This window comes from Rhodococcus sp. IEGM 27 (assembly GCF_033142305.1).
Taxonomy (GTDB): domain Bacteria; phylum Actinomycetota; class Actinomycetes; order Mycobacteriales; family Mycobacteriaceae; genus Rhodococcus_F; species Rhodococcus_F oxybenzonivorans.
Window position 1 is genome coordinate 1 of sequence record NZ_JAWLSG010000011.1, and the last position, 20,610, is coordinate 20,610.

Sequence of the window (20,610 nt, forward strand, 5' to 3'; positions counted from 1 at the left end):
AGGGAAGACAGCGCCTGACCTGCTCATACAGCGGCATTTCCGCTCACTCTCCGGCGCGGACCCCCAGGGAACAAGGGGATTCGGTGTATGCAGCGGGTCAGGCTCGCCGATAAGAGGGTGATCGGTGAGTGGCTCACCGAGGATGGCCAGGCCGCCCCGGTGCAGGGTCAGTCCGGCGATCGACGCAATCAGCACAACGGTCTTGTCGTGGGCCAAAAGCATGATCTTCGAGGCAGCGACATGATCTGCACGGAACTTCCAAATCCCCCGGCCGCGCTCCCACAGTTCCTGTGACGTGAGACCTGGGGCGTAACCGACGTGCGTTCTGCCGAGAGGGTCGTCAGGTTGGGCGGGTGAGGATGCGGTGAGCGTGACCCGTAAGGCCGCTGAACGCGGGGGAAGCTGCTTCGGCCGAAACCGCCGCAGCTCGGACGACGCACCCTTCTCGCGGTCACGGGGGAGGTGAGCGAAATTGGGGTAGTGCCGATTCGCGAGGTGGACTGGAGGCAGCTCACCGGTCCGGGTGAAGCGTTGCTGCTCGCAGAATTGCACGCGTCGCTCGATATCGTCGTCTAGGGATGCGTCGAGGATGCCGAAGCCGAGTTTCTTGAGTGCCCATCCGATCTGGGTGGAATGCTCGCCGGGGAGATACCGGCCATGAAAGTGGCCGGCATCGTCCGGCACGGCCGAGTGCATCTCCTCGCGGCAACTCTGCGGCAATGGTTCGAGGATGCGCAGCATGCAGGCGCCGAGCAACCTCGATGCCGGGTAGCTCAACGTGGGACGATGCTCGACGGTCTGGATAGCGACGTACAGGCTCACCATCCGCACGAAGTACGCCTCCACCAGCGGGAAGATCTCTACCCACCACTCGACGGTGTCGGCCGCTCTGCCGCAGAAAAGGGCGTAGTGCGGGCTGTCATCGAGGATGCGGACCGCGGCCGCGGCCGAGTCCTCATGCGCGTCGAGGATCAGCCGCGTGTGCTCTGTGATCTCGCACTTGTCGCACGGGTGGGCGAGCACACGAAAGGTGGATTCGCTGGGCCTGAGGCTGCGGTGGCCGCAACTGTGCACAATGCAACCGGGAGCGACGCAGTACAGGCATGCGTGGAGGTCCCCCTTCTTCCACGTCGCGGGTGATCGCCGTTGCAACGGCGTTTCTTGCCACTCGTGGCCCACGGGGCATCGCCACCACAGCATCTTCTGCGACGAGTTCGGGATCGCATCGAGGTCGACCCCGGCATTGCGGGCTCGGTGTAGTTGCTGAAACAGTTCTGGGTGCTCGTCTTTGAAACGCATACCCCCCTTGGGTCTTAAGCGGTATAGCTACGCACTCTTGTATCAACTGCGCGGAAAAATAGTTGGCGCAACCCCCTCGACTGTGGTGGAGGTGGTAACGGGTCGATGGGCGCCAGAAAGCCGCCGGGACGGGATGTCTCAACGAGCCAAGGTGAGCGGGGGCGTCAGTGGGCGTCGTGGAAGGCCTGCTCGATCTCGGTGGGGATACGACCGCGGGAAGCTAGTTCGTAGCCCTGCTCGATCGCCCATTCGCGGATCTTCTTCGTTTCTCCCGATGCGCGCTTTGCGGCAGGCGGATTGACCGGTCGGTCCGCGCGGTGTTTGCGGCCGCCGACCCGGGTGGAGTGGGCGATGTAGTACTCGAAGGTTTCGCGGAGTTCCTTCGCGTGCTCGTCCTTCAAGTCGATCACGTACTCGACGCCGTCGACCGCATAGTGGATGCTCTCGCCGTCCTCACCGAAGACGGTGCCGTCGATATCGTCAACCATCTCTACTACGACCTTGCGTGCCACAGATTCCACTCCTCGAATTCTTCGCTAGGGACCAGATGACAGTACTGGTAGTACCAGGAATCCCCAGCGGACCCAGCAGGGCCTATCGGCGCCCCACCGCCTACGAGAACTGCGGCTCGGCGCCCTGGTGACGCGAGAGCAGTTCTTCCCATGTGCGCGTGGGCAGCCGGGTGGGTTCGTAGACGTCCAGGGCCAGTGCGGCGTCAGGTGGTCGGCCCACGTTCTCTCCGTTCGTTGTCTTCGATGGCCGCGCGGGTACCGCGTGCATCGGTGAGTTGGTCGCGTCGTTCGTCAGTTCCTTGGCGGCCGCCCGTTGCTGCACCTGGTCAGATCAGTGGAGTCCCAGTATTTCCTGGCCAGGCGGCTACGAGACGTTCTGTGCTGGCGTGCAGCTGGTTGAGTCCGTCGACGACCAGGGCCAGGAATTCGCCGGGCTGCTGGGTAGGGTCGGGGAAGCTCGCCGGCACGTCTGTTTCTTCTTCCGTGGTCAGCTCGTTCCAGTTGTCCGGGAGTTCCGCGTGGATCCCTCCGGTGATCGTCGGCCCGTCCTTCGAGACCATGTAACTGATCACGAGTTCCCGGGGACGTAGGTCGTCTTTGTTCTCGGGTTCGACGCCGAGAATCAGGTGCCCCCACACCGCTTTGTCCCAGGTGATGATCTCGGCGTCGACGGCCTTCTGCAGAAGCCAATGTCCAGCGAGATAGTAGCCGTCGCTGACCTGGCTGGGGATGAGTCGGTCGAGTCGGTCGGTGTGCAGTGTCAGCAACGTCATTCGGGGTCCTTACGGGATGAGGTGTCGGGCGAGATGGTTGCATTGGCAAGGACTCACACTGCGTCTTCCACCTTCTGCCGGAGCCGGTCTGCCGTTTCGGCCCACTCGATGTGGTGGGGACCGTTCGGATGATCGGGTTCGTCCTCGACCCGGTCACGCATTCGACCTGCCCATTCTTCAAGTGCATCGGTCAGCACGAAGTACAGATGAGGCTCGGTCGGATCGTCGAGATCGATGGTCAGGCGATGGCGCTTCTGGCCGTCCATCGCGGCGAGGACCGTAGTGAGTCGATCCCGGATTTGTGCCAGTTCTCCGTGCACGTCGACTGCCGTCAGCGATTCGGTGCCGACGACGAAGGCGCCGACTCCTTGGCGGGTCTCGAGCAGTCCTTCCTCGGCGAGGCGCTGCTGCGCGGCGCGCACGGTATTCAGGCTGCGGATCCCGTACTCCTCTTGCAGTTCGCTGATACTGGGCAGCTTGACGCCGACTTTCCATTCACCAGACGTAATCCGATCGCGAAGTCGGTCGGCGAGATCGTGGTAAACGGCCATGCCAACACTATAGCACTCTGTGTGATGAGTTGAGATAAGTTAGGCACCCAAGACCGCGCCTGGCCTGGTGCGCGAGCACTACGGTCGTCGCGAACGCGCTCACATGGCATCACGCTCACATGGCATCACTACTTTGCGCTGAAAGGTGTCTGTACAGCGTCGCACGGCCGATCCCCAGGACTGCGGCAAAAGGTGTGCGGTTGATCAGTCAGGGGGCGTGTGGCGCCGCGCCTGGCGACGGGCGTGGCGGGCCATGAGAGGCGCTCTGTTCTTTTCCTGCGGAAGATCTCGTGGTTCACTGCCTGTTCGATCATTCCGGGGGCCTCGAGCACACGCTGCGCGGCCAGACGCATCAACTCGGCGCGATCGGACCCAACCCGTGCGGCCAACCCGTCGAGCCTGTCCCGCAGCGGGGCGTCGAAGTGCACATTCACCCTGGCCGGATAGATCTCGGGCCGAAGATCGCGCAGCGGTGCGATGGCCTCCAGGCCCCCCGTGAGGTCACCGGGCTCATCGAGCAGACGGCGTAGCGCAACCCGAAGAAGGGCGGTGCCCAGTTTGTCCCCGTGTCGGCCGGCGAGGCGCCAGATCCGGTGCTTGCTCGACGGGTTGACCATTACCTCGACCTTGTCGGGCAGTCCGGTCCGCTCCGCCTCGCGGAGCATCGAATGTTTGTAGCGGCCGGGGGTTTGAGCATGACCAGCGGGACCGAACGCCGCACGTACGAGACTCGCCGCGCTTCGGCGAGGCCGGTGCCGACGGAGTGACCAGGCGGTGGCAGGCGACGCGGATCAACGCCCCGAACCGGCGCGGGCCGAGGCCCTCGGCCAACTGCTCGAGTCGGTGTTTGGTCTCCGGGTCGAAGCGCAGCGCGACGGGATCGCCCACCGGGATCCGCCCCGGCCTCGACTCCGTCATTGCGTGCCCTTCTCGTCCGGCTGTGCGCAGGGTTGTGCCCCGGCATCGGGGGGGGAGGTGATGCCGGGGCACAGGGGGTGTTCTGAGAACGAATGGGGGGTGCTCACCAGAACGAATCCGAGTCTACGGATCGCCACCGACAGGGAATCGCGCGGCCGCAACTTGCGAGTCGGCAAAGTATCTCGTGGATCCGCTACGGACATCATGCTCACCGAGGCCGGTCGGCACCATCGTCATCCGACTGGAGCGAGACAAAGGTCTACCAGCTGACCTACCAGGAGAAAGGGCGACTACGAGCTACCGGAATGACGCCGGTTACGCAAGGACCGGGGCTGAGACTATCGATCCGTTTCGACACCACGCCTGAACAGCACATTCGCGAGCTCAGGGGCGTCGAGAACCTATGTCGAAAACTGTGTCGAACCTCAACTGGCCGTTGATCGTCCACCTCTCACTGGAGCGGGAGGAAGCCACCTACCAGACGTACCCTGAAATCCGAACCACATGCGCGGTTCCTTCTGGTCCTTGCTAACGATCAGTGACTTCGAATCGGCCATAGAGGAAGATGGAAAGAAACCAACCAGCCTCCATTGCGAGCCGAGCTCGAGAAACGATCCGCGGTCATGTGTACGCGTCAAACTTTCGCTTCGGTCGTTTCCGTCATTGCGGTGCTGATCTGTGCCTGCGGAAGCAGCGATGTCGGAACTCCCACTGCAATCTCAGCATCAGACGAGCTGGCACCCCAGGTCGCAGGCCCACAACGAGAACAACCCTCCGGGACAAACACCGACGACATGCTCACCGATATCGATACGGCTGTCAGCGTCGTCAATCAATTCTGGGCGCAGCATTGGAGCGAGCTGTTCACGGGAAAATACACCGCGCCTTATGTGGTCGGGCTATACGATGGTGGCACCAGCAATGCTGCCACTTGCGCGGGCGAGCCGTTCGTCGCGAACAACGCGTTCTACTGCCCCCCTCCTGAGGATTTCGTGGCGTGGGACAGAGGATTGATGGCGGAAGGTTATGCCGAGGGCGATGCCTGGGTCTACCTGGTAGTGGCACACGAGTGGGGGCACGCAATACAGCATCGCCTTGCCGATGACTTAGTTTCAATAGGAAAAGAATTGCAGGCGGACTGCCTTGCGGGTGCTGTGCTATACGGGGCAGCGAGCGATGGAACATTGCTTTTCGAGGAAGGCGACCAGAAGGAGTTGGCTGCCGGGTTGGTAAATCTCGCGGACGAGACTCCGTGGACGGATTCCAAGGACCACGGCGACCCATTCCAGCGGGTAGATTGGTTCGACCTCGGAAGAGCGGGCGGAGTTAAGGCGTGTTTCCCGTCGTGACGTCACTTACGGGTGGGGCGCTGATATGCCAGATGCGTGACTCAAAAGGAAGTGCTCTTTGCGAACTCCACAGACTCGAACTCGGTTCTCTCACCTGTGAACTGTGCCCCGTGAACAATGTCGCCGTGCTGGCGAACTGTGTCTTCAAGAACATGGTCACACTTCCGTTGAACTGCGTGTTCATGGCCACCGGAAGTGGGCACAGCTCCCGACGTGTTTACGTCGATTGAGGTAAAAGCGTCGATGGACCCGGGCAAGCCGAGTACACATGGCCAACTTGGGCCGACAGAGTCCGACTACCTTGCCATACAGCTTCAGCGCGCAAGGTCACCAGGAGCGCTGGCCGGCATACAGGGGCCGACCGCGACAAGACGTACATCGTTAACGGTGAAGAATATTTGTCTTCGACGACCGCAGCTAACGTCTCGGTGGATTTGTGCGCCAAAACTGCTGGCAACAGATATTTTCGAAACGCCGATAATTTATATTATGTCAACTTTGAGCAGGGATATGTTCTACCTCAATGAATTTCATTCTCCTCCCCGCACAAGCATTTCCGATTCTCACGCCCGGGATGGATCCTGCTGCGGGACGATGCCATCAACCGGATTCTGGGCCGTGTTAAGCCCAGCGCAGAACCTGCTGTTGAAGTAGTTGGTTGACGTGGCCGACGAGACGTTGCGGGATGTCGCCTCCGCGTACGAGCAGACCGGCTTCGATGTTGTCGCCGGCAGCGCGTTTGGTGATATTTGCGCTGGTGATCAGGGCAGTGTCCTCGTCGATGACGACGACCTTCGCATGCAGGGCAGCCCCGGTAGGAGGACGTTGATCGGTGTGCCAGCGCAGTCGGTTGACGACGAGGCCCGATAACGCTTTGGTTGGTGTGCCGGAGAACTTGGGGTTGTCGTCGGGGTCTTCGGCCAGGACGGTTACTGTCACGCCTCGAGCGGTGGCCGCGGTCAGCGCGTCCCTCAGGTGCTCGTGCATGTGCAGGGCGTAGGTGATGAGCAGAATACTTTGTGTGGCCTGATCGATCAGTTGCAGCAAGACCTGCTCGGTTCGGCGGGCGTGGATGACCTTGCTCGTCGGTCCACTGACGACGAGTTCGAGGTGCGGGTTACGCCGTGCGTCCTGATGGGCGTGGGCTGCGGCCGCGATAGCGGTCCCGACCGTGAGGCCCCGTGGTCCGGGATGCTCCGACCACGCCGCGAGCAGGAGTTGCACGCTCTGCCCGAACGCGGGCGTCGGTATGAGACCGACAAGATGTTGCGCCTCGTCCGCGTGTTCCAGGGGTGCGAGAGCGGCCGCGAGCCGTTCGGCATGGGCGGGCCGCAGCCCGCGTCCCACGCTCGCTGCCGTTTCGAGGAGCTGCCGGGATGCGAGTTCGCCGTCCACGGGATCAGCCGGTCCCGACCGTGAAGTACCCGTTCAGTGCCAGTTCCGGTTCGACCGGGTCGATCGGCACAATCAGCCTGCGGTCGAGAAATCGGTTGCCCCGCTCGCAGGTGGTTTCGGACGCGAAAAGGCAGGCGTGGCAGGCGGCCCCGTGCAGGGTTTCCTCGGTCACCAGGGGGGCGTGCTCCGCACACAGGGGATCGGACGAACAACGGCGGGCGTTGGCGAAGGCGGCCCGCAGAAGCCTGTCCATCTGGATGGGGTCGGACAGCCGGACGAGACCGCCGAGGGTTCCCTCGCTGTCGCTGGCCGCGGTGTACAACAGAATCCCCGCCTCGCCGCGTTCGGTGTTCGAGTAGATCCGCTCGGTGATGCTGGCCGAGGAATACCCGCACTCGAGTGCTATTTCGCGGACCAGGAGATGAGAAAGGGTGTGCAACAGGAGGTATCGGTCGCCCGGCCAATGGTCCTCAGGGGGGCCTTCCATTTGACGATTGTTGCGCCACCGGACATGCGCCGCCCGCAACCGGCTCAGGTGGGTGCTGCGCTCGGCGGCTTCCTCCCAGGCAGCAATGACGTCGGGTTGTAGCACCAGGAAGATGCCTTCACCGTGGGTTGTGGACGCCGGAACCCAGTCCAATTCGGCCTTGCTCAGCGGGGCCCGTTGGCTGCTGTCGGGTTCACCCCAGTCTGGGGCGTCCACGCGGGTGAACCCGACCATGGCTTTGGTTTCCCGGAGCCGGCTCAGCCGCACCACCTTGGACACCAGGCCCGTCCACGCGGTCGGTGTGGTTACCACGTCCGCGGTGAAGTCACGATCACGCCGGGCCTTCGTGGGGTCGACCAGCGCCTCGTATTCCCGCGCTGTCAAATCCACCGGTTCGTCCGGCAGATCCTCGTCGGCCTTCTGCCGTGCCTGGATCTCGGCCCAGATCGCCGCGGGGTCGTGTTCGCGCAGTTGTGACAGTTCGAGGATGGTGTCCAGGGCGAAGGCCAGAATGTCGAGGCTACCGACCTTGGACAGGCGTCCCCAATGTTTGTCGACCAGTGCCGCCAGCTCGCTGCCGAGGGCCGGAATGTAGAGGGCTTTCGCTAGAAGGCTGAACCATTGATTGCTCGCCCCGAGGACCATCGCCCGCACGGGCGCAGTGCACCCTTTGGGGTCGAACCACCCCAGATGCGGGTGACGCGCCCGGCACCCGGGCAAGGCATTACTGCCCGCCGTCCGATGATGTTTCAGGGCGTCACGCATGTTGCGCCTGGCCCCGCAGGAGCACCGAATGGTGATTTGAGAGCCGTAATTGCCACCGGGATCGAGCAGCATCAGCCGCCCCTCGCGGCCCTTTGGGCAGGATCCCGCGTGGTGGACGTACTCGACATACGGGAATTCATCGAGATGTCCACCGGTGCAGGCGGTGACGAAACGTGCCGGCACCACGGTCGGCTGCAGAACCTTTCGGCCCCCGGGAGCGGTTTGGCGACAGTCGTGGACGAATCGGGCCTCGTCGGGACGGTACTTGTTCTTGTTCTCGAACCGGAACGGACCGGTTCCTTCGGCGTTGATACCGGCGAGGGTGTTGCAACTGGTGCAGCGCATCCAACGCGGAAAGGGAGTGACCGGCACTCCCACCCGGTTCGACTCGGTGTCGTCGGGGTCGGTGCTGTCCTCCCGGTGGGGAGTGGCGCGGAGCTGACGCACGTGGGGGCCGAGGATCTGTCGGACCCGTTGGAGCAGGCGAGGTTCGGTCAGTTCGAAATCGGTGGCTTGTCGATAGTCCCAGTAGTCCAATCCCTGCACCACCACCGACAGGTGCGGCAGGTCGACGACGGAACCGACACCGTCGGAATACAGCAGGGCGTTGGGGCGTTGGCTGCCCACCCGGCGAAGGTACTTGTCGGAGCTGGTGGATGTGGTGCTCATCGGTGGGGCTCTCCCTCTGCTGCCGGGACCGGCTGCGCCGTGAGCAGTCCCGCCTCGTCGGCCGGTTCCGTCTCGTCCTCGTCCTCGTCGTCGACTGCCGGACCGGATCCGTCACCGAAGGCCCACTCCGGTCGATTGGCCACTTCGGGGGCGGCCAGGTTGATCAGCAGGTTCGTCTCCGGTTCGACCTCGCGCAGCGACCACCCCGCCGACCAGGTGCCCCACCGGCCGACACCGGAGTCCAGGAGTGGGTCGAGGCCGTTGCGGTCACTGGTGTAGGAGAGGCCGCCGACCTCGAGACCCTTGCGGCGCCGGTCCCAGTCGTCGAGCAGGGCACGGCACATGTTCTCGATTTCGGCCACCTTGACGGCATCACCGAGCACGTCCCCGGCGCGTTCGGAGATCCACTCGATCGCGGCGTCGACATCGGGATCGGTCACCGGCACGGCGTGGGCGTCTGGTTCGCTTTCCCAGTCCTCGCGTGCGTGGCGCAGTGCCGCGACGAGCACCGCCGCCAGCCCGCGGTCGAGGGCCCGATCGGCGAATGGGGTCACCGACAGCGGTTCCACTCGGGCGTAGAACGTTTCGTGGAAGTGGGTGAAGGTTTCCAGATGTCCGAGGTCGCGGGGGCGGGCCCAGTTGAACAGGGTCACCACCAGTCCGGGTCGGGAGGGGTCTCGGCCGACCCGGGAGGAGGCCTGAATGTATTCGGCGCTGTTCTTCGGTTGGCCGGTGACGACCATCAGTCCGAGCCGCGACACGTCGACGCCGACCTGCAGCATGCTGGTGGCGAGGAGCACGTCGATTGGTTTCTTCTCCCACTCGTGCCGGGGCAGGGCATCGAGTTCGGCGCGGGCCGCTCGCGCCTCCGGTGTTTTCCCGCCGCCAGCCCGTGACTCTTTGCGGAGCCTCGCGGCGGTGGCCTTGGCGGCGCTCGAGTCGATGTCCGGGTCGAATGGGTTGGCCAGCGCACTGAGTGCTTTGCCGATGTCTTGGCTGTTGATCCGCGCGGTGAGTTCGCGGACCTCCAAGTTGCGGCGATCACGCAGTCCGCGGCGGGCCTGCTGCCGCAATCGGGTCGAGATGTCGTCGTCGACCAGGCGTCGCATTCCGGCGAGTTCGGTGGTGGAGGAGAAGTAGTCCACGAGTGTCATGTACGGGTCGGCGGCGTCGCCGTGTTCGTCGAATAACAGCTGGCCCGCTGCGAGCAGTAGCTGCGCGACCCGGATCTGGACCTGTTTGAGGCGTTGCCCGTGCGCGCACACCCCGAGGTAGCGGCGGCCGGGGTGATTGTCGTCGACGGGAATCTGGGTGGAGAAGAAGGTTTCCCCGGCGTCGAGGACCGGGGCCGGGAAGATTGCCAGATCCCGGTTGAACAGACCGTGCACCTGCTCCTTGGCCCGGCGGACCGTCGCCGTGGACGCGACCACCTTCGGGCGGATGGTGGTGCCGTTCACCGACCATCCGGCGAGCCGATCTACCGCGGTTTCGTATAACCCGACCATGGTGCCGAGCGCCCCGGAGATCAGGTGCAGCTCGTCCTGGATGATCAGATCTGGTGGCCGAAGGGGTCCGCAGTTCTGTGGTTTGGTTCCCGGCTGGGTTCCGCGCCGGGGGTGTCCGCCGTCCTTGCAGTCGGTCTTGCGGGTCAGATCCGGGTGCCGGTAGCCGTGGCGTTCACACCATGAGGACGTTCGCCCGAACAGCAGCCCGGTCTGTCCCCGCAGCGGTAGCTGCGCGAATTTGTCGACGGTTCCGATCACCAGGGAGGGGGCCAGCCGGAACACCTCCTCGTCCACGGTGACCACCGGAAGGCCCTCACCCCACCTGGTGGACTGTTTGCGGGAGAACGCGCACAACCCGTCCGGGTCGCCGCACCACACCAGCACCCGTCGGCGGGAGTCGTCGCATTCGGCATCCTGTCCGGGTTCGATGTCCCGTCCGCACCACGGGCAGGCCAGCACCTGAATCGGGTTGGTCGCTCCCGCCCCGGCATACCGGTGGCGCATCGCATCCAAGGCCGATTTGGCCTGGTCGTACCAGTTCGGGGTGACCTTGGAGCCGACCCATAACCCGATCCGGAACGGTTCCTCTCCCCACGGGTTCAGCGGCCCGCCGGCGTGTTGGGCGGCCGCAGCGGTGCGGCGTAGCTGTTCGGCGGCGCAGATCAGGGTGGCGGCGCGCTGAAACTGCTGAGCGGTCAGCAGGCGCAGTGTGTACCGCATGAGGACCGCCACCCCGGCCCGCCCATCACGCGCGTCCGCGCCTTCCCCGATCACGCCTTGGAGTCGGCGGATGGCGAGCGTGAATGCGGTCAGACCGAGATAGGCCTCGGTTTTGCCGCCACCGGTGGGGAAGAACAGCAGATCCGCCATCCCGGGTCCGTTCGTCGCGCCGGCCAACGCCCGGTCCGGATGCGCCGGATCGGTCAGAGAGGGCAGATTGAGCAGAACGAACGCGAGCTGGAACGGCCGCCACGACCGCCGCCGAGGCTCGTCGACCAGGGCTGCGGCGGCAGCGAGGGTGAGGTCAGGATTCTTGGCGCGTTCCGCCGCGATCTCGGTGTGCTCGCGCTGCATCGCCATGGCGAGGTTAGCGAACTGCCATGCCTGCCAGGCCTTCTCGTCTGCACCCAGCAGGTCGATCCCCACGGCGATTCGCCGCGCCGCCTCGCGTGCATCCCTCAAATGACTGTGGGCCGCGACACCGTGTCCAGTCAAAGTCGGATCGGACGCGAGCCGTTGGTCCTGCTCCTCCAGCCACTGCAAGTACCCATCGGTCAACGGACGCAGCGCAGCCAACACCTCGGTGCGGGGTGCGGTCGCCAGAGTGCGCATGTCGACCTCGAGTCCCGTCAGCTGCGGCACCTGGGCGGGTGCGGGAGCGACGGTCTGCTCCACCTCGTAGGCGGGCATGTTGGTGGTGGCGACACGCCACGCGGACCCGTCTCCGGGGCGCTGATCCACATCGACGCCGGCATTGCGGCCAACCGCGAATTGGCGGGCGCGCCGGTACAGCATTGCCAGGCCCTGCACCTCCAGATCGGTACCGGGTGCGGTCTCGTCGGCCACGACATGGGAGGGGTCGTTGTGCGGCAGGAACACTGCCTTGTGTCCATCGAGCGCAGTGACCTCGATGCGCACCTGGAAGATCTTGGCGGCGTCCTTGCGGTCGGGAGGCTCCGGCTGGGCGTTAACGATCGCCACATCAACGACCCGGCACTTCGCTTGAGGGCGGCACCGGGCACGCACCACCACGCCAGGCTGCTCTGGGTCCGGTACTTCGGTCGACTCCGGTTCGGTTACATCGAGGTCGACCGATCCTCCGGCAGATTCCCGCCGCCACACCAGCCGCGGCGCCCCTGCGTCGGTGACATCGGTAGCGGATTCGCCCTGCACGTACCGCCCCCACGATGCACGAACGCGCACCGAGGAAATCTCCAGGGGCAGGCTGAACGAGAGGCCGAGTGAGGCCGGGGCCATCGAACCCGCGGCCGCCGCCGCCGTCACCTCGGCGGCCCCCTCCCCAGAACCGTCGTCGCTGGCGGTGTCGTCGGTGACCTCCGCATCCAGCGATACACGAGCCGGAGACAACACCCCGAGGATGTACCGCTCGGACGGGATGGTGCCGGCGGGGAGCTCCTCCGTGTCACCGGCCCACGGGCCCAGGAGATCCCGGACCAGGAAGCGTTCGAGTTCTGCGCGGGCCTGACGCGACGACCAGGCTTGTGACTCAGATGGTTCCGGTGCCGATTCGTCGGTGCCGGCCTGTCCGGGGGTTGTGGCCTGAGTATTCATGCATCCTCATCGGTATCGAACAACGTGGCCTCGGCGGGTTGCGCGGACTTGGCACGCTTCTTGTGACTTACGGGCGATGCGGTCGAAGCTGCCCGCTCTTCGGCATACCGGACTTGGTTGAGCTCCAACAACCGATCAAGCAGCTCAAGCCGTGCGACCGGGGAAACAGTCCAGCGGACACCCTGGCGAGTGTCGTGATGAGCATGGTCTAGGGGCAAGTCGTCCCAGCCGTAGGCGGCGCACACCGCCTGATCGACCTCCACATGCATTGCCCGCAGGTGCGCGACCTCAACATCAGCGACCGTCGGATCATGGAGAAGGTTGTAGGTCTTCGTCAGACCCAATTGGCGGTCCAGCATGAATTCGCGTCGGTGACGATCGAGTGCTTCTCCCGCCGAGCGCATCCGATCGGTCAAGACGGGTCGCGGCAGTGTCTCGAACACATCCGACGGTGTGTAGCGGGTACCCGCACCGACTCCAATCGTCGATGCGCGTGTGATTGCCCACCAATAGTGCGGTGCACTAGAGAGCAGCGCGAGGTCTGCAAAGTCGTCCGTTGTAAATATCGCTACCTGATGCGAGAAGACCTGACCGGTCGGTACCCGCACCGGCATGACGACTTTGCTCACGAGCGCAATCGCAAGGACGTGCGTCAACCCCTTAATCGCCCTATACAACGCCGGACGCTTGTCAGCGTACTGCCAGTAACGCTCAGGAAGAGGGCGGCGAAGAACATACTCCCCCGATTCGTTCACACGCTGCCGCTCTGGCCTTACTTTCTTTTCCACAATCTCGAAGCAATCGGGGTACTGCTGGGCACGAGCTTTGGGCCAATCGAAATAATTGATGATCCAGCGGCTTCCGCTCGAATCGGGACGGGAGTTCAGATCTTCGCCATGGGCATACGGGAACAGCACATCAGCATTACGTGGGTCACGTTCGATAAGCCCCAGAGCTGCGCTCTGATCCATTGTAAATCCGAGGCCAAGCACATAGGAACCGATAAACACACGGCCTTTGTTATCAGCGAGCCGGTGTGGGTTCCCGGTAGCGCGACCTGCGGCATCTAGACTGGGGGTAATCCCTTGCACCGGATGTCCATCCGAGGATGCGAGAACACCGTCTCCCCTGACGTGCCGTGAAGACCAAACAATGCTGTATTCAAGTTTCGCACCCTTTGTGGGCCACTTTTCGCTCTTGACGGCGGCGTAGATGTCAAAGCCGTCGTCGGTGATCTGGTCAAGTCCGACCTCGCGGGTGTCGCCCTGGGCGACGGTGTTGGTGCCGATGAGGCCGAAGCTGCCACGATCCCGATCACACAACGATGCCGCGGTCAGGAACATGTAGGCAATCAGGTCGGCGTGGCCGCGCACGCCGTGTCCGATGGCGCGGACCAGATGTTCGCGGTAGGGCACTCCGTACGCGCCGGTGAGCTTCTTCCCACCCAGAAACGGCGGGTTGCCGACGACGGCGTCGAACCCGGTCCGTGGTGAAGCGAACACTTCAGGAAACAGCAGTGGGAAATGCGCTGGTCGACGAAGTTGGCCGCGTTCATCGGTGAGTGCGAACTCGGTGTTGCTCTCGAACTGCTTCGAAGCAGTGTCACTGCCCGAACCACTGGTGGCTAAGCCGAATCCGGCCGCGACTTCGCCGTACTGGCCCGCAGTTCCGCCGGATAGACTCGCCCCGGACAGCGCGTCCGCCAGAACGGTCAACCGCTGCGTCAGTTGCTGGGACTCCGTGAGTAGTCGGGCTTTGTGTTCGGCTGAGTGGCTGTCGATCAGATCGATGTCAGCAATTCTTTGTCGCAGCGCGGCGGACTGTTTCATCAGCCCGGGCAGGTCGGCGGTGTAGGCGGCGATCTGCTCATGGTTGCGGACTTTCCGTCCTTCCCGCGGGTCGAGATGCATATCGAGCAGCTGCTCGGGGCTGGTCAACCCAAGCAACGAATCTCCTACGGCAAGACGGTCGTCGAGGAACCCGAACGGGCGGGTCCGGTCGAGGGTGACCAACCACAACGATAGCTTGGCCATTTCCAGGGCCATCGGGTTGATGTCGACGCCATAGATGCAGTGGTCGAGGATCTGCCGGCGGGCGTCGATGACGGCCTGCTCGTCATCGATCTCGATACCCTCGTGGGTGGGTTCATGGATACGCCGCGCGTCGAGAAGCCGGTCGGCGAGGTATCGGGTGGCGGCAACCAGGAATGCGCCGCTGCCCACAGCGATGTCGATGACCTTGAGAGCGAGGATCTGCTCCGGAGTCCGGATCCTCCATGCGGATTCGTCCTCGGTGTCCAGCGGTCCCGGTGATTTCACCAGCGGTTCGAGGGTGCGTTCCACGACCTGCTCGGCGAGGGCTCGGGGGGTGTAAACGGCGCCGGTGTGCGCGCGTAGCTCACTGTCGGTGAGGTACAGGCTGCCGGGCGGGTAGATGACTGGCAGGTCGCGAGGGTCGCGGCGCAGCAGTTTCGCGAACGGCAGGATCGACTTCGCGGTGGTCTCGTCGCCGCCGCAGGCCTCGAGCACCCCGGTCCAGGCGGTGTCGGCGGCGCCGCCGGTGGGCGCGGTGAGGGTCTTGGTGATTGCGGCGGGGCTGCGGTTGCCGCCTCCCGCTTTGATCGCACCCGAGAGCCAGGTGGCGAAGTGCTCGGCGCCCTGGTCGAGGTGCTCGATCAGGTCTGTGAGCGGAATCTCGGGGCCGTCCTTCTCGCCCTTGCTGTCTCCGGCGATACCCAGGATCCAGTCGTAGGCGCGGCGGGCGTCCTGGTCGAGCAGGCCTTCGTAGACGTAGCCGATCTGTTCGACGTCGAGGACTCGGAAGGAGACATGTCGGCGTTCGCCGGCGAACCGCAACCATTGCAACGCTTCGAGGGCGCGCAGCAGCGTGCGGTCGTCTATGGGAAGGGGGTCGGCCTCGTCGAGGCCGGCCGCGGCGTCGGGGCGGCCTTCGAGCCATGGGAATCGGTCGGGGTCGAACAGGCTGCCGCCGTAGCCCGGCAGTGCGAATTGATCGTGGCGGGCACCACGATGGACGGCTCGGAAGGTGGCGAGCATGCGGTGCCAGGCGGTGCTGGACCGCTCCAGGGTGTCCTCGCCGACGTCGCTGGCGTGTTCGCGCAATTGCGCCGCGAGGGTGCTGATGGCGTAGGCGTCGGCGTAGGTGTCGTCATCAATGGGCAGCAGGCCGCGTTCTTCGGCGTAGAGCAGGAAGACCATGCGCATGAGCACTGTGACGGCGCCCTGGTACACCTCGGCGGGTTCGACCTCGGCAGGCAACAACGGCGCACCATGTTGCGCGCGGTGTTCGGCGTCGAGTCGGCCGATGGTCGCGACCAGCATCTCGACCACCGCCTGGGACTGTTCGGACAGCCGGGTGGTGATCTCTTCTTGCCGGTCCAGGCTGGCCGCGAGTAGCGCGGGCAGGGTCTGGTCCTCGGGGACGCCGAAGAATCGGAGGCGGCCCAGGAGTGCGGCGAAGGCTTTGAGGGTGTCCGGTTCGTCGAACCAGGTGTGCCGGGTCCAGGTGGCGGTGGTGGTGGCCCCGCCGGTGGGGGCGCAGACCAGCGTCCATTCGGTGCCGTCGGTGACTAGGCCGAGGGGGACCTTGCGTGCCCGCAGGGCGTGGCCGAGTCGGTCGGCGTAACTTGCCGGCCACTTGCCGGTGCCGGGGGTGCCGGGGTGAGGGCGGGCGGTCGCGCGTACCCCGGGGTCGAGGACGAGGCCCAGCAACAGGGCCGGTGAGGTTGGATCGTCCGGTTCGGTCAGTAGCGCGAAGTCGGGGCGGACCTCGGTGCCGTATTCGGGAACTGGCGTGGTCAGCGTGGGGGGCACATGGCCGGCGCCGAGGTGATTGGCCTTCCAGCCGAGGAAGTTGGTCAGCACATGGCGGATGAAGGTGTCGCGGGTGCCCGGGCTGGCGTCGAGGATGCTGCTGGTCTCGCGCAGGGTACTGACGTCGTCCTTGTTCAGGGCGGGCAGTCCACCGGGCCAGACGTCCTTGACGACCGGGGCGGCCAGGAACGGGCCGTCTACTGCGAGCAGTTCCAGCCATTCGGTGGTACTCGACTGACCCCGGGTGCGGGGTCGGCGGGCGGTCCGGGTCATCGGGTCCTCCTGGCGGGAACGAGGTGCACGACCGCGGCGGGGAACCACAGCACCTGCACCGAGGTGTAGCGGCGGGCGATCGCGGCCATGGCGGCCTCTCGCTCCCCGGGCAGCGAGTCGAGACGTTGCCGCCATGCGGCTCGGTCCGCGGTGAGTTGATCGCGTTCGTCGGGTTCGAGATCGGCGAAGGACAGCTGTTGCGCCTGGTCCTGTCCTGCAAGCGCATCTCGCAGGGACTTCTCGAATCCGGACAGCAGTGCGGCGGTGCGCGTCTCCTCGTCCGCCTGCCGCTTGGCCAACGACTTTTCCAAGGAGGTTTGCCGTTCCTTCGCGCGTGCGGTGATCGCCGCCTCGAGGCTGCCGGACAGCTTGGGCCAGGACCGGACCAGCTCTTCCTTGTCGGCCTGCCTACTCTCTCGGGGGGAGGACGCCGGGCCGAGGGCGGTGTCGAGAAGAGCGGCGAGCGCGGTGACGCCCAGCCTGGAGAACGCGGCGCCGCGTACCCAACCGCCGGCGGGGAACAGTTCCTCGTGCAGACGTTTTCCGTCCGCTCCGACCAGAACGAGACGCGAGTAGGCGGCCAACACCGGGTCGGTCAGGTTGGGGTCGTCGACCACCAGGCTCGCGGCCCGCTCGAGATGGCCGGCTCCCCATACCTCGGCCCGCAACAGCCGGGTGGCCATCGCGACCAACGGATGATTCAAGTGCGCGAGCACAACGTCGTCGCGTTTCGCCGCCAGCGACGCGTCGAAGCTGATGGGGCGGGCGCCGTAGTCGCGGTCGACGAGGTCGGCGGTGGTCCGGGCCCACGACCCGGTCAGCGGCGGTACCCGCCACACGGTGTGGCCGGTCTGGGCGTCGGTGACGGGCTGCAGCGTGGACTGGCGGCCCAGTTCCAGTCCCATTCGGACGACGCGTTCGACGTCGCTGGGGGTGCTGTGCAGCTCCTGGGCGGACTCGGTCAGTGCAGCGCGCAACCGGTCCGCCTCGGCACGCAGGTTCCGCTCCACCTTCAGCGCATCACGGGTGGCCGATTTCGGTTGCACCGCATCGACCCGGAATGCCCGGTCGGGGCGTCCGAGCATCCGTCGTTCAACCGCAGCGGCGAGCACGGGGTTGACGCTTCCCAGGTCCTCGCGCATGGTCGCGACCTTTACCGCGACCCGGGTAAGGAAGTCCAGGTCGGCTTCGGCGCTTTCGGGCGGTGCGTTCTTCCAGTGGGCGCCGACGAAGTGGAGGATCTGCGGCCGGTGGGTTTGCCCGTAGCGGTCGATCCGACCGGCGCGTTGCTCGAGCCGGTTGGGGTTGAACGGGATGTCGTAGTTGACCAGTCGGTGGCAGTAATCTTGCAGGTCGATGCCCTCACTGGCGGTGTCGGTGGCCAACACGATCCGCACCGGATGCAGGTGAGGCGGCTTCTGGAAATCGCCCTTGATGCGTTCTCGCTGTTCCTCGTCCATGCCGCCGTAGAGCAGTTCCAGGCGTCCGCCCTCACCGAGATCGTATTTCTCGAGCAATTCTTTCAGCCAGCGTTGGGTGTCGCGATATTCGGTGAAGATGACGACGCGTTCGTCGTTCCACTGGCCATCGGTTTTGCAGACTCCATCGAGGTAGTCGATCAGCGCCCTGGCCTTGGCGTCGCTGTCCTGCCCGTGCTCGTGCACCCACGTTTCGAGTCTTTCCAGCAGGTCCTGTTCGGCGGCGCCGGGTTTTCCGGCAGCCATCGTGGCGGTCTCCGCCGCGGCGTCCTCGGCCTCGTTCAGCGCCTCGTCCAAAGACCAGTCGCCGTACACCAACTCCGCTTGACGCTCGCCGATCCAGGCACCGTCGATGTCCAGTGCCTCGCCGGCACCTCGGACACCACCCAGATGGAGGGTCATGGTCCGAGTGAATGCCGCCGGACTCGAGAACAACCGCTTCTTCAACAACAACGTCACCAAATCGGCGGCTTGGCCCGCGCCCCGAAACGACTCCCGCGCGAGCCGCTTCTGCCGCGCAGCGGTGTAGTCCCGCAGCAGGGAGTGGACTTCCCGCTCATGTTCGGGGTAGTCGACGGTGATCTCCTCCACCACCCGCTCCGGGTAACGGGGGGTCCCGTCGGGTTTGGTCAGCTCGGACTTGAGCCGTCTGATGAGGACCTGCTTCAAGGCCGCCGGGTCCGGGGGTACCCCTCGGGCGAAGCGTTGGGGGTCCAGCATCGCCAGCAGCGCCGTCCAGGACTCGGCGTAACCGTTGTGCGGGGTCGCGGTAAGGAACAGGCGGTGTTCGCTGTGCGCGGACAGACGTGAGATCGCCCGCGTCTGCTGGCTGTCGACCGCGTATTTCCCCTTGCCGGGTGGCGCACAATGATGCGCCTCGTCCACGACGAGGAGGTCGATTGCGCGGGGCCGGGCCGGGCCACCATCATCGAGGACTTCGGCGAGGAGGCGTTGACACCGGGCGCCGCGCAACCACGGCAGGCTGACAATCGTGTGGGGATGCACCCGAAACGGGTTGGCGTGCAGGCCACGTTCCCGACGGACGCGTCGCACCTCGGCGGTGTCGACGATGTGGAAGTCCAAGCCGAAGCGGGTGGCCATCTCCTCCTGCCACTTGATCGTCAACGGTGCCGGACACACGATCATCACTCGTCGCGCACGCTGGCGCAGCAACAGTTCCTGGATGACCAGCCCGGCCTCGATGGTCTTACCGAGACCGACATCGTCAGCAACGAGCAGATTCACCCGTGGCATGGTCAGCGCACGCGTAACAGGTTCGAGCTGGTAGTCCTCGATCGCGATGCCTGCGCGAAAGGGTGCCTGCAGGACTGTTGTCTCCGCATTCGTGACCGCCCCCCAGCGCAAGGCGTCCAGAAACGCGCCCAACGTCGCCGGGTCATCGAACTGCCCTCGGGATAGGTCTGGGAGTGTGGCTGCGTCGAGGATCTTGCGGCCGGCCTCGAGCTCCCACAGCACCCGGAGCTCTTCACCGAGGCCATCGTCCTCCACGCTGGACAAGGTGACCAGCGTTTGGCCCTCACCGACCGAGGCGGATTTGATATCGAAAGGGAGCGCGGTCGGTGCCACATCGGTGATCACCCAGTGTCGGCCGCGGACCCTGGCCAGCTGCCCCAGTACTGGCAACTCGGCGGAACTCAACGCGGTGCTCACGTCGGCAACCCACTTTCCGGTGTTTCTCGATGACGTCGATTCGTTGCGGGCGGTGATGCCGGCGCCGTCCTTGTTATCACCATCGTCGGTGCGGACTCGGGAGGCGCGTGTCTTTTCTTGTGGTCGGGCACGTGTCTGGGTTGAGGCTTTCTGTGTTGCCTCTTCCTCGCCATGCTCGACGGGACGGTCCATTTCACCGGTGGCGACCAGTTCCGTCCACACGATCTCCCGGAGGATTCTGGAGTTTCTCAGCTCCCTGAGGTAAGCCATTTGAGCCCTCGAGCCCTTCAGAAGCCCCCTCTCGTTACGGGCTTCTTTGAGCGCCTCCACCACCCAGTCCCGGGACTCCTTGGTGGTCCTGAGCCATGACTCCCTGAGCGTCGGCCACGCTTCCCGAACGAACTCCACCGTGGGGCGGGCACCGTAGACTGCTTGCAGCGCGACGGCCGGGTCTACCTCCTGATCGAATACGTCTACTAGTTCGTTGCACAGGTCCAGCAGAAGCTCCGGCGGTAGATTGGACCACTTGAACTTGTACCTTGGCACCGCAATCCTCGAGCTTCCACATGTCCGGTGTCGGCCTTCAGTACGGCCTCAGCCGACCGCAAGTTGAACATAACTTCTATCGCACGAAGCGTAGGCCACGTTAACTCGACAACCCGACGAAATACCCACTCGAAATCTTGATGGAAGGAGGTGAGCGAACCTCGAAGTCGAGTCGGGAACTTTGCCAGCGGCGCGCATCGGACGGGAACGTAGAAGGATCTCTTCTGATAGGTCTGCAGATCCCAGACCAGCAAGTATGTGTAGGTTGATCCCATGCCCAGGGAAGCCGCGCAA

Annotated in this window: 11 protein-coding genes; 1 reads left to right on the forward strand and 10 read right to left on the reverse strand. The window is 64.7% G+C overall.

Going from position 1 to position 20,610, the window contains the following annotated elements:
• From R4P95_RS27725 to R4P95_RS27745, 5 genes are all read right to left on the reverse strand, one after another.
• A partial coding sequence (locus R4P95_RS27725) for a zinc-ribbon domain-containing protein (protein ID WP_317840484.1) occupies positions 1-1,299 on the reverse strand: 1,299 nt, incomplete at its 3' end.
• 164 nt (positions 1,300-1,463) lie between these two features.
• On the reverse strand, positions 1,464-1,811 hold the full coding sequence (locus R4P95_RS27730) for an Lsr2 family protein (RefSeq protein ID WP_317747384.1): 348 nt from the start codon (positions 1,809-1,811) through the stop codon (positions 1,464-1,466).
• A 326-nt stretch (positions 1,812-2,137) separates the two neighbouring features.
• On the reverse strand, positions 2,138-2,584 hold the full coding sequence (locus R4P95_RS27735) for a hypothetical protein (protein ID WP_317747385.1): 447 nt from the start codon (positions 2,582-2,584) through the stop codon (positions 2,138-2,140).
• Positions 2,585-2,637: 53 nt separating this feature from the next.
• Complete coding sequence (locus tag R4P95_RS27740; RefSeq protein WP_317747386.1) at positions 2,638-3,135, reverse strand: winged helix-turn-helix domain-containing protein; 498 nt, start codon at positions 3,133-3,135, stop codon at positions 2,638-2,640.
• A 128-nt stretch (positions 3,136-3,263) separates the two neighbouring features.
• Positions 3,264-3,800, reverse strand: a complete 537-nt coding sequence (locus R4P95_RS27745) for a CopG family transcriptional regulator (protein ID WP_317747387.1) — start codon at positions 3,798-3,800, stop codon at positions 3,264-3,266.
• 876 nt (positions 3,801-4,676) lie between these two features.
• Between R4P95_RS27745 and R4P95_RS27750 the strand changes: the two genes are divergently transcribed.
• Positions 4,677-5,402 (forward strand): neutral zinc metallopeptidase, encoded by a 726-nt coding sequence (locus tag R4P95_RS27750; protein WP_317747388.1) that lies wholly within the window; start codon positions 4,677-4,679, stop codon positions 5,400-5,402.
• Positions 5,403-6,023: 621 nt separating this feature from the next.
• Here R4P95_RS27750 and drmC read toward each other — a convergent pair.
• Genes drmC through drmD form a run of 5 tightly spaced genes read right to left on the reverse strand, consistent with a single transcriptional unit; the run spans position 6,024 to position 20,316 of the window.
• Positions 6,024-6,797 (reverse strand): DISARM system phospholipase D-like protein DrmC, encoded by a 774-nt coding sequence (gene drmC, locus R4P95_RS27755; RefSeq protein ID WP_317747389.1) that lies wholly within the window; start codon positions 6,795-6,797, stop codon positions 6,024-6,026.
• Between the two features lie 4 nt (positions 6,798-6,801).
• Positions 6,802-8,718 carry a DUF1998 domain-containing protein gene (locus R4P95_RS27760; protein ID WP_317747390.1) on the reverse strand — a complete coding sequence of 639 codons (1,917 nt, stop codon included), beginning with the start codon at positions 8,716-8,718 and terminating at the stop codon, positions 6,802-6,804.
• On the reverse strand, positions 8,715-12,515 hold the full coding sequence (gene drmA, locus R4P95_RS27765; protein WP_317747391.1) for a DISARM system helicase DrmA: 3,801 nt from the start codon (positions 12,513-12,515) through the stop codon (positions 8,715-8,717). Before drmA ends, R4P95_RS27760 begins: the two co-directional genes overlap by 4 nt.
• Entirely contained in the window at positions 12,512-16,621 is a 4,110-nt protein-coding gene (locus R4P95_RS27770; protein ID WP_317747392.1) for a DNA methyltransferase, read from the reverse strand. The genes drmA and R4P95_RS27770 overlap by 4 nt, the downstream gene beginning before the upstream one ends.
• Positions 16,618-20,316 (reverse strand): DISARM system SNF2-like helicase DrmD, encoded by a 3,699-nt coding sequence (drmD, locus tag R4P95_RS27775; protein WP_317747393.1) that lies wholly within the window; start codon positions 20,314-20,316, stop codon positions 16,618-16,620. Before drmD ends, R4P95_RS27770 begins: the two co-directional genes overlap by 4 nt.
• Positions 20,317-20,610 lie beyond the last annotated feature (294 nt).

Coding starts and splice junctions, on each gene's coding strand:
- R4P95_RS27750 (WP_317747388.1), top strand. CDS start 4,677: ATGTGTACGCGTCAAACTTTCGCTTCGGTCGTTTCCGTCATTGCGGTG.
- R4P95_RS27760 (WP_317747390.1), bottom strand. CDS start 8,718: ATGAGCACCACATCCACCAGCTCCGACAAGTACCTTCGCCGGGTGGGC.
- drmA (WP_317747391.1), bottom strand. CDS start 12,515: ATGAATACTCAGGCCACAACCCCCGGACAGGCCGGCACCGACGAATCG.
- R4P95_RS27770 (WP_317747392.1), bottom strand. CDS start 16,621: ATGACCCGGACCGCCCGCCGACCCCGCACCCGGGGTCAGTCGAGTACC.
- R4P95_RS27740 (WP_317747386.1), bottom strand. CDS start 3,135: ATGGCCGTTTACCACGATCTCGCCGACCGACTTCGCGATCGGATTACG.
- R4P95_RS27745 (WP_317747387.1), bottom strand. CDS start 3,800: ATGCTCCGCGAGGCGGAGCGGACCGGACTGCCCGACAAGGTCGAGGTA.
- R4P95_RS27735 (WP_317747385.1), bottom strand. CDS start 2,584: ATGACGTTGCTGACACTGCACACCGACCGACTCGACCGACTCATCCCC.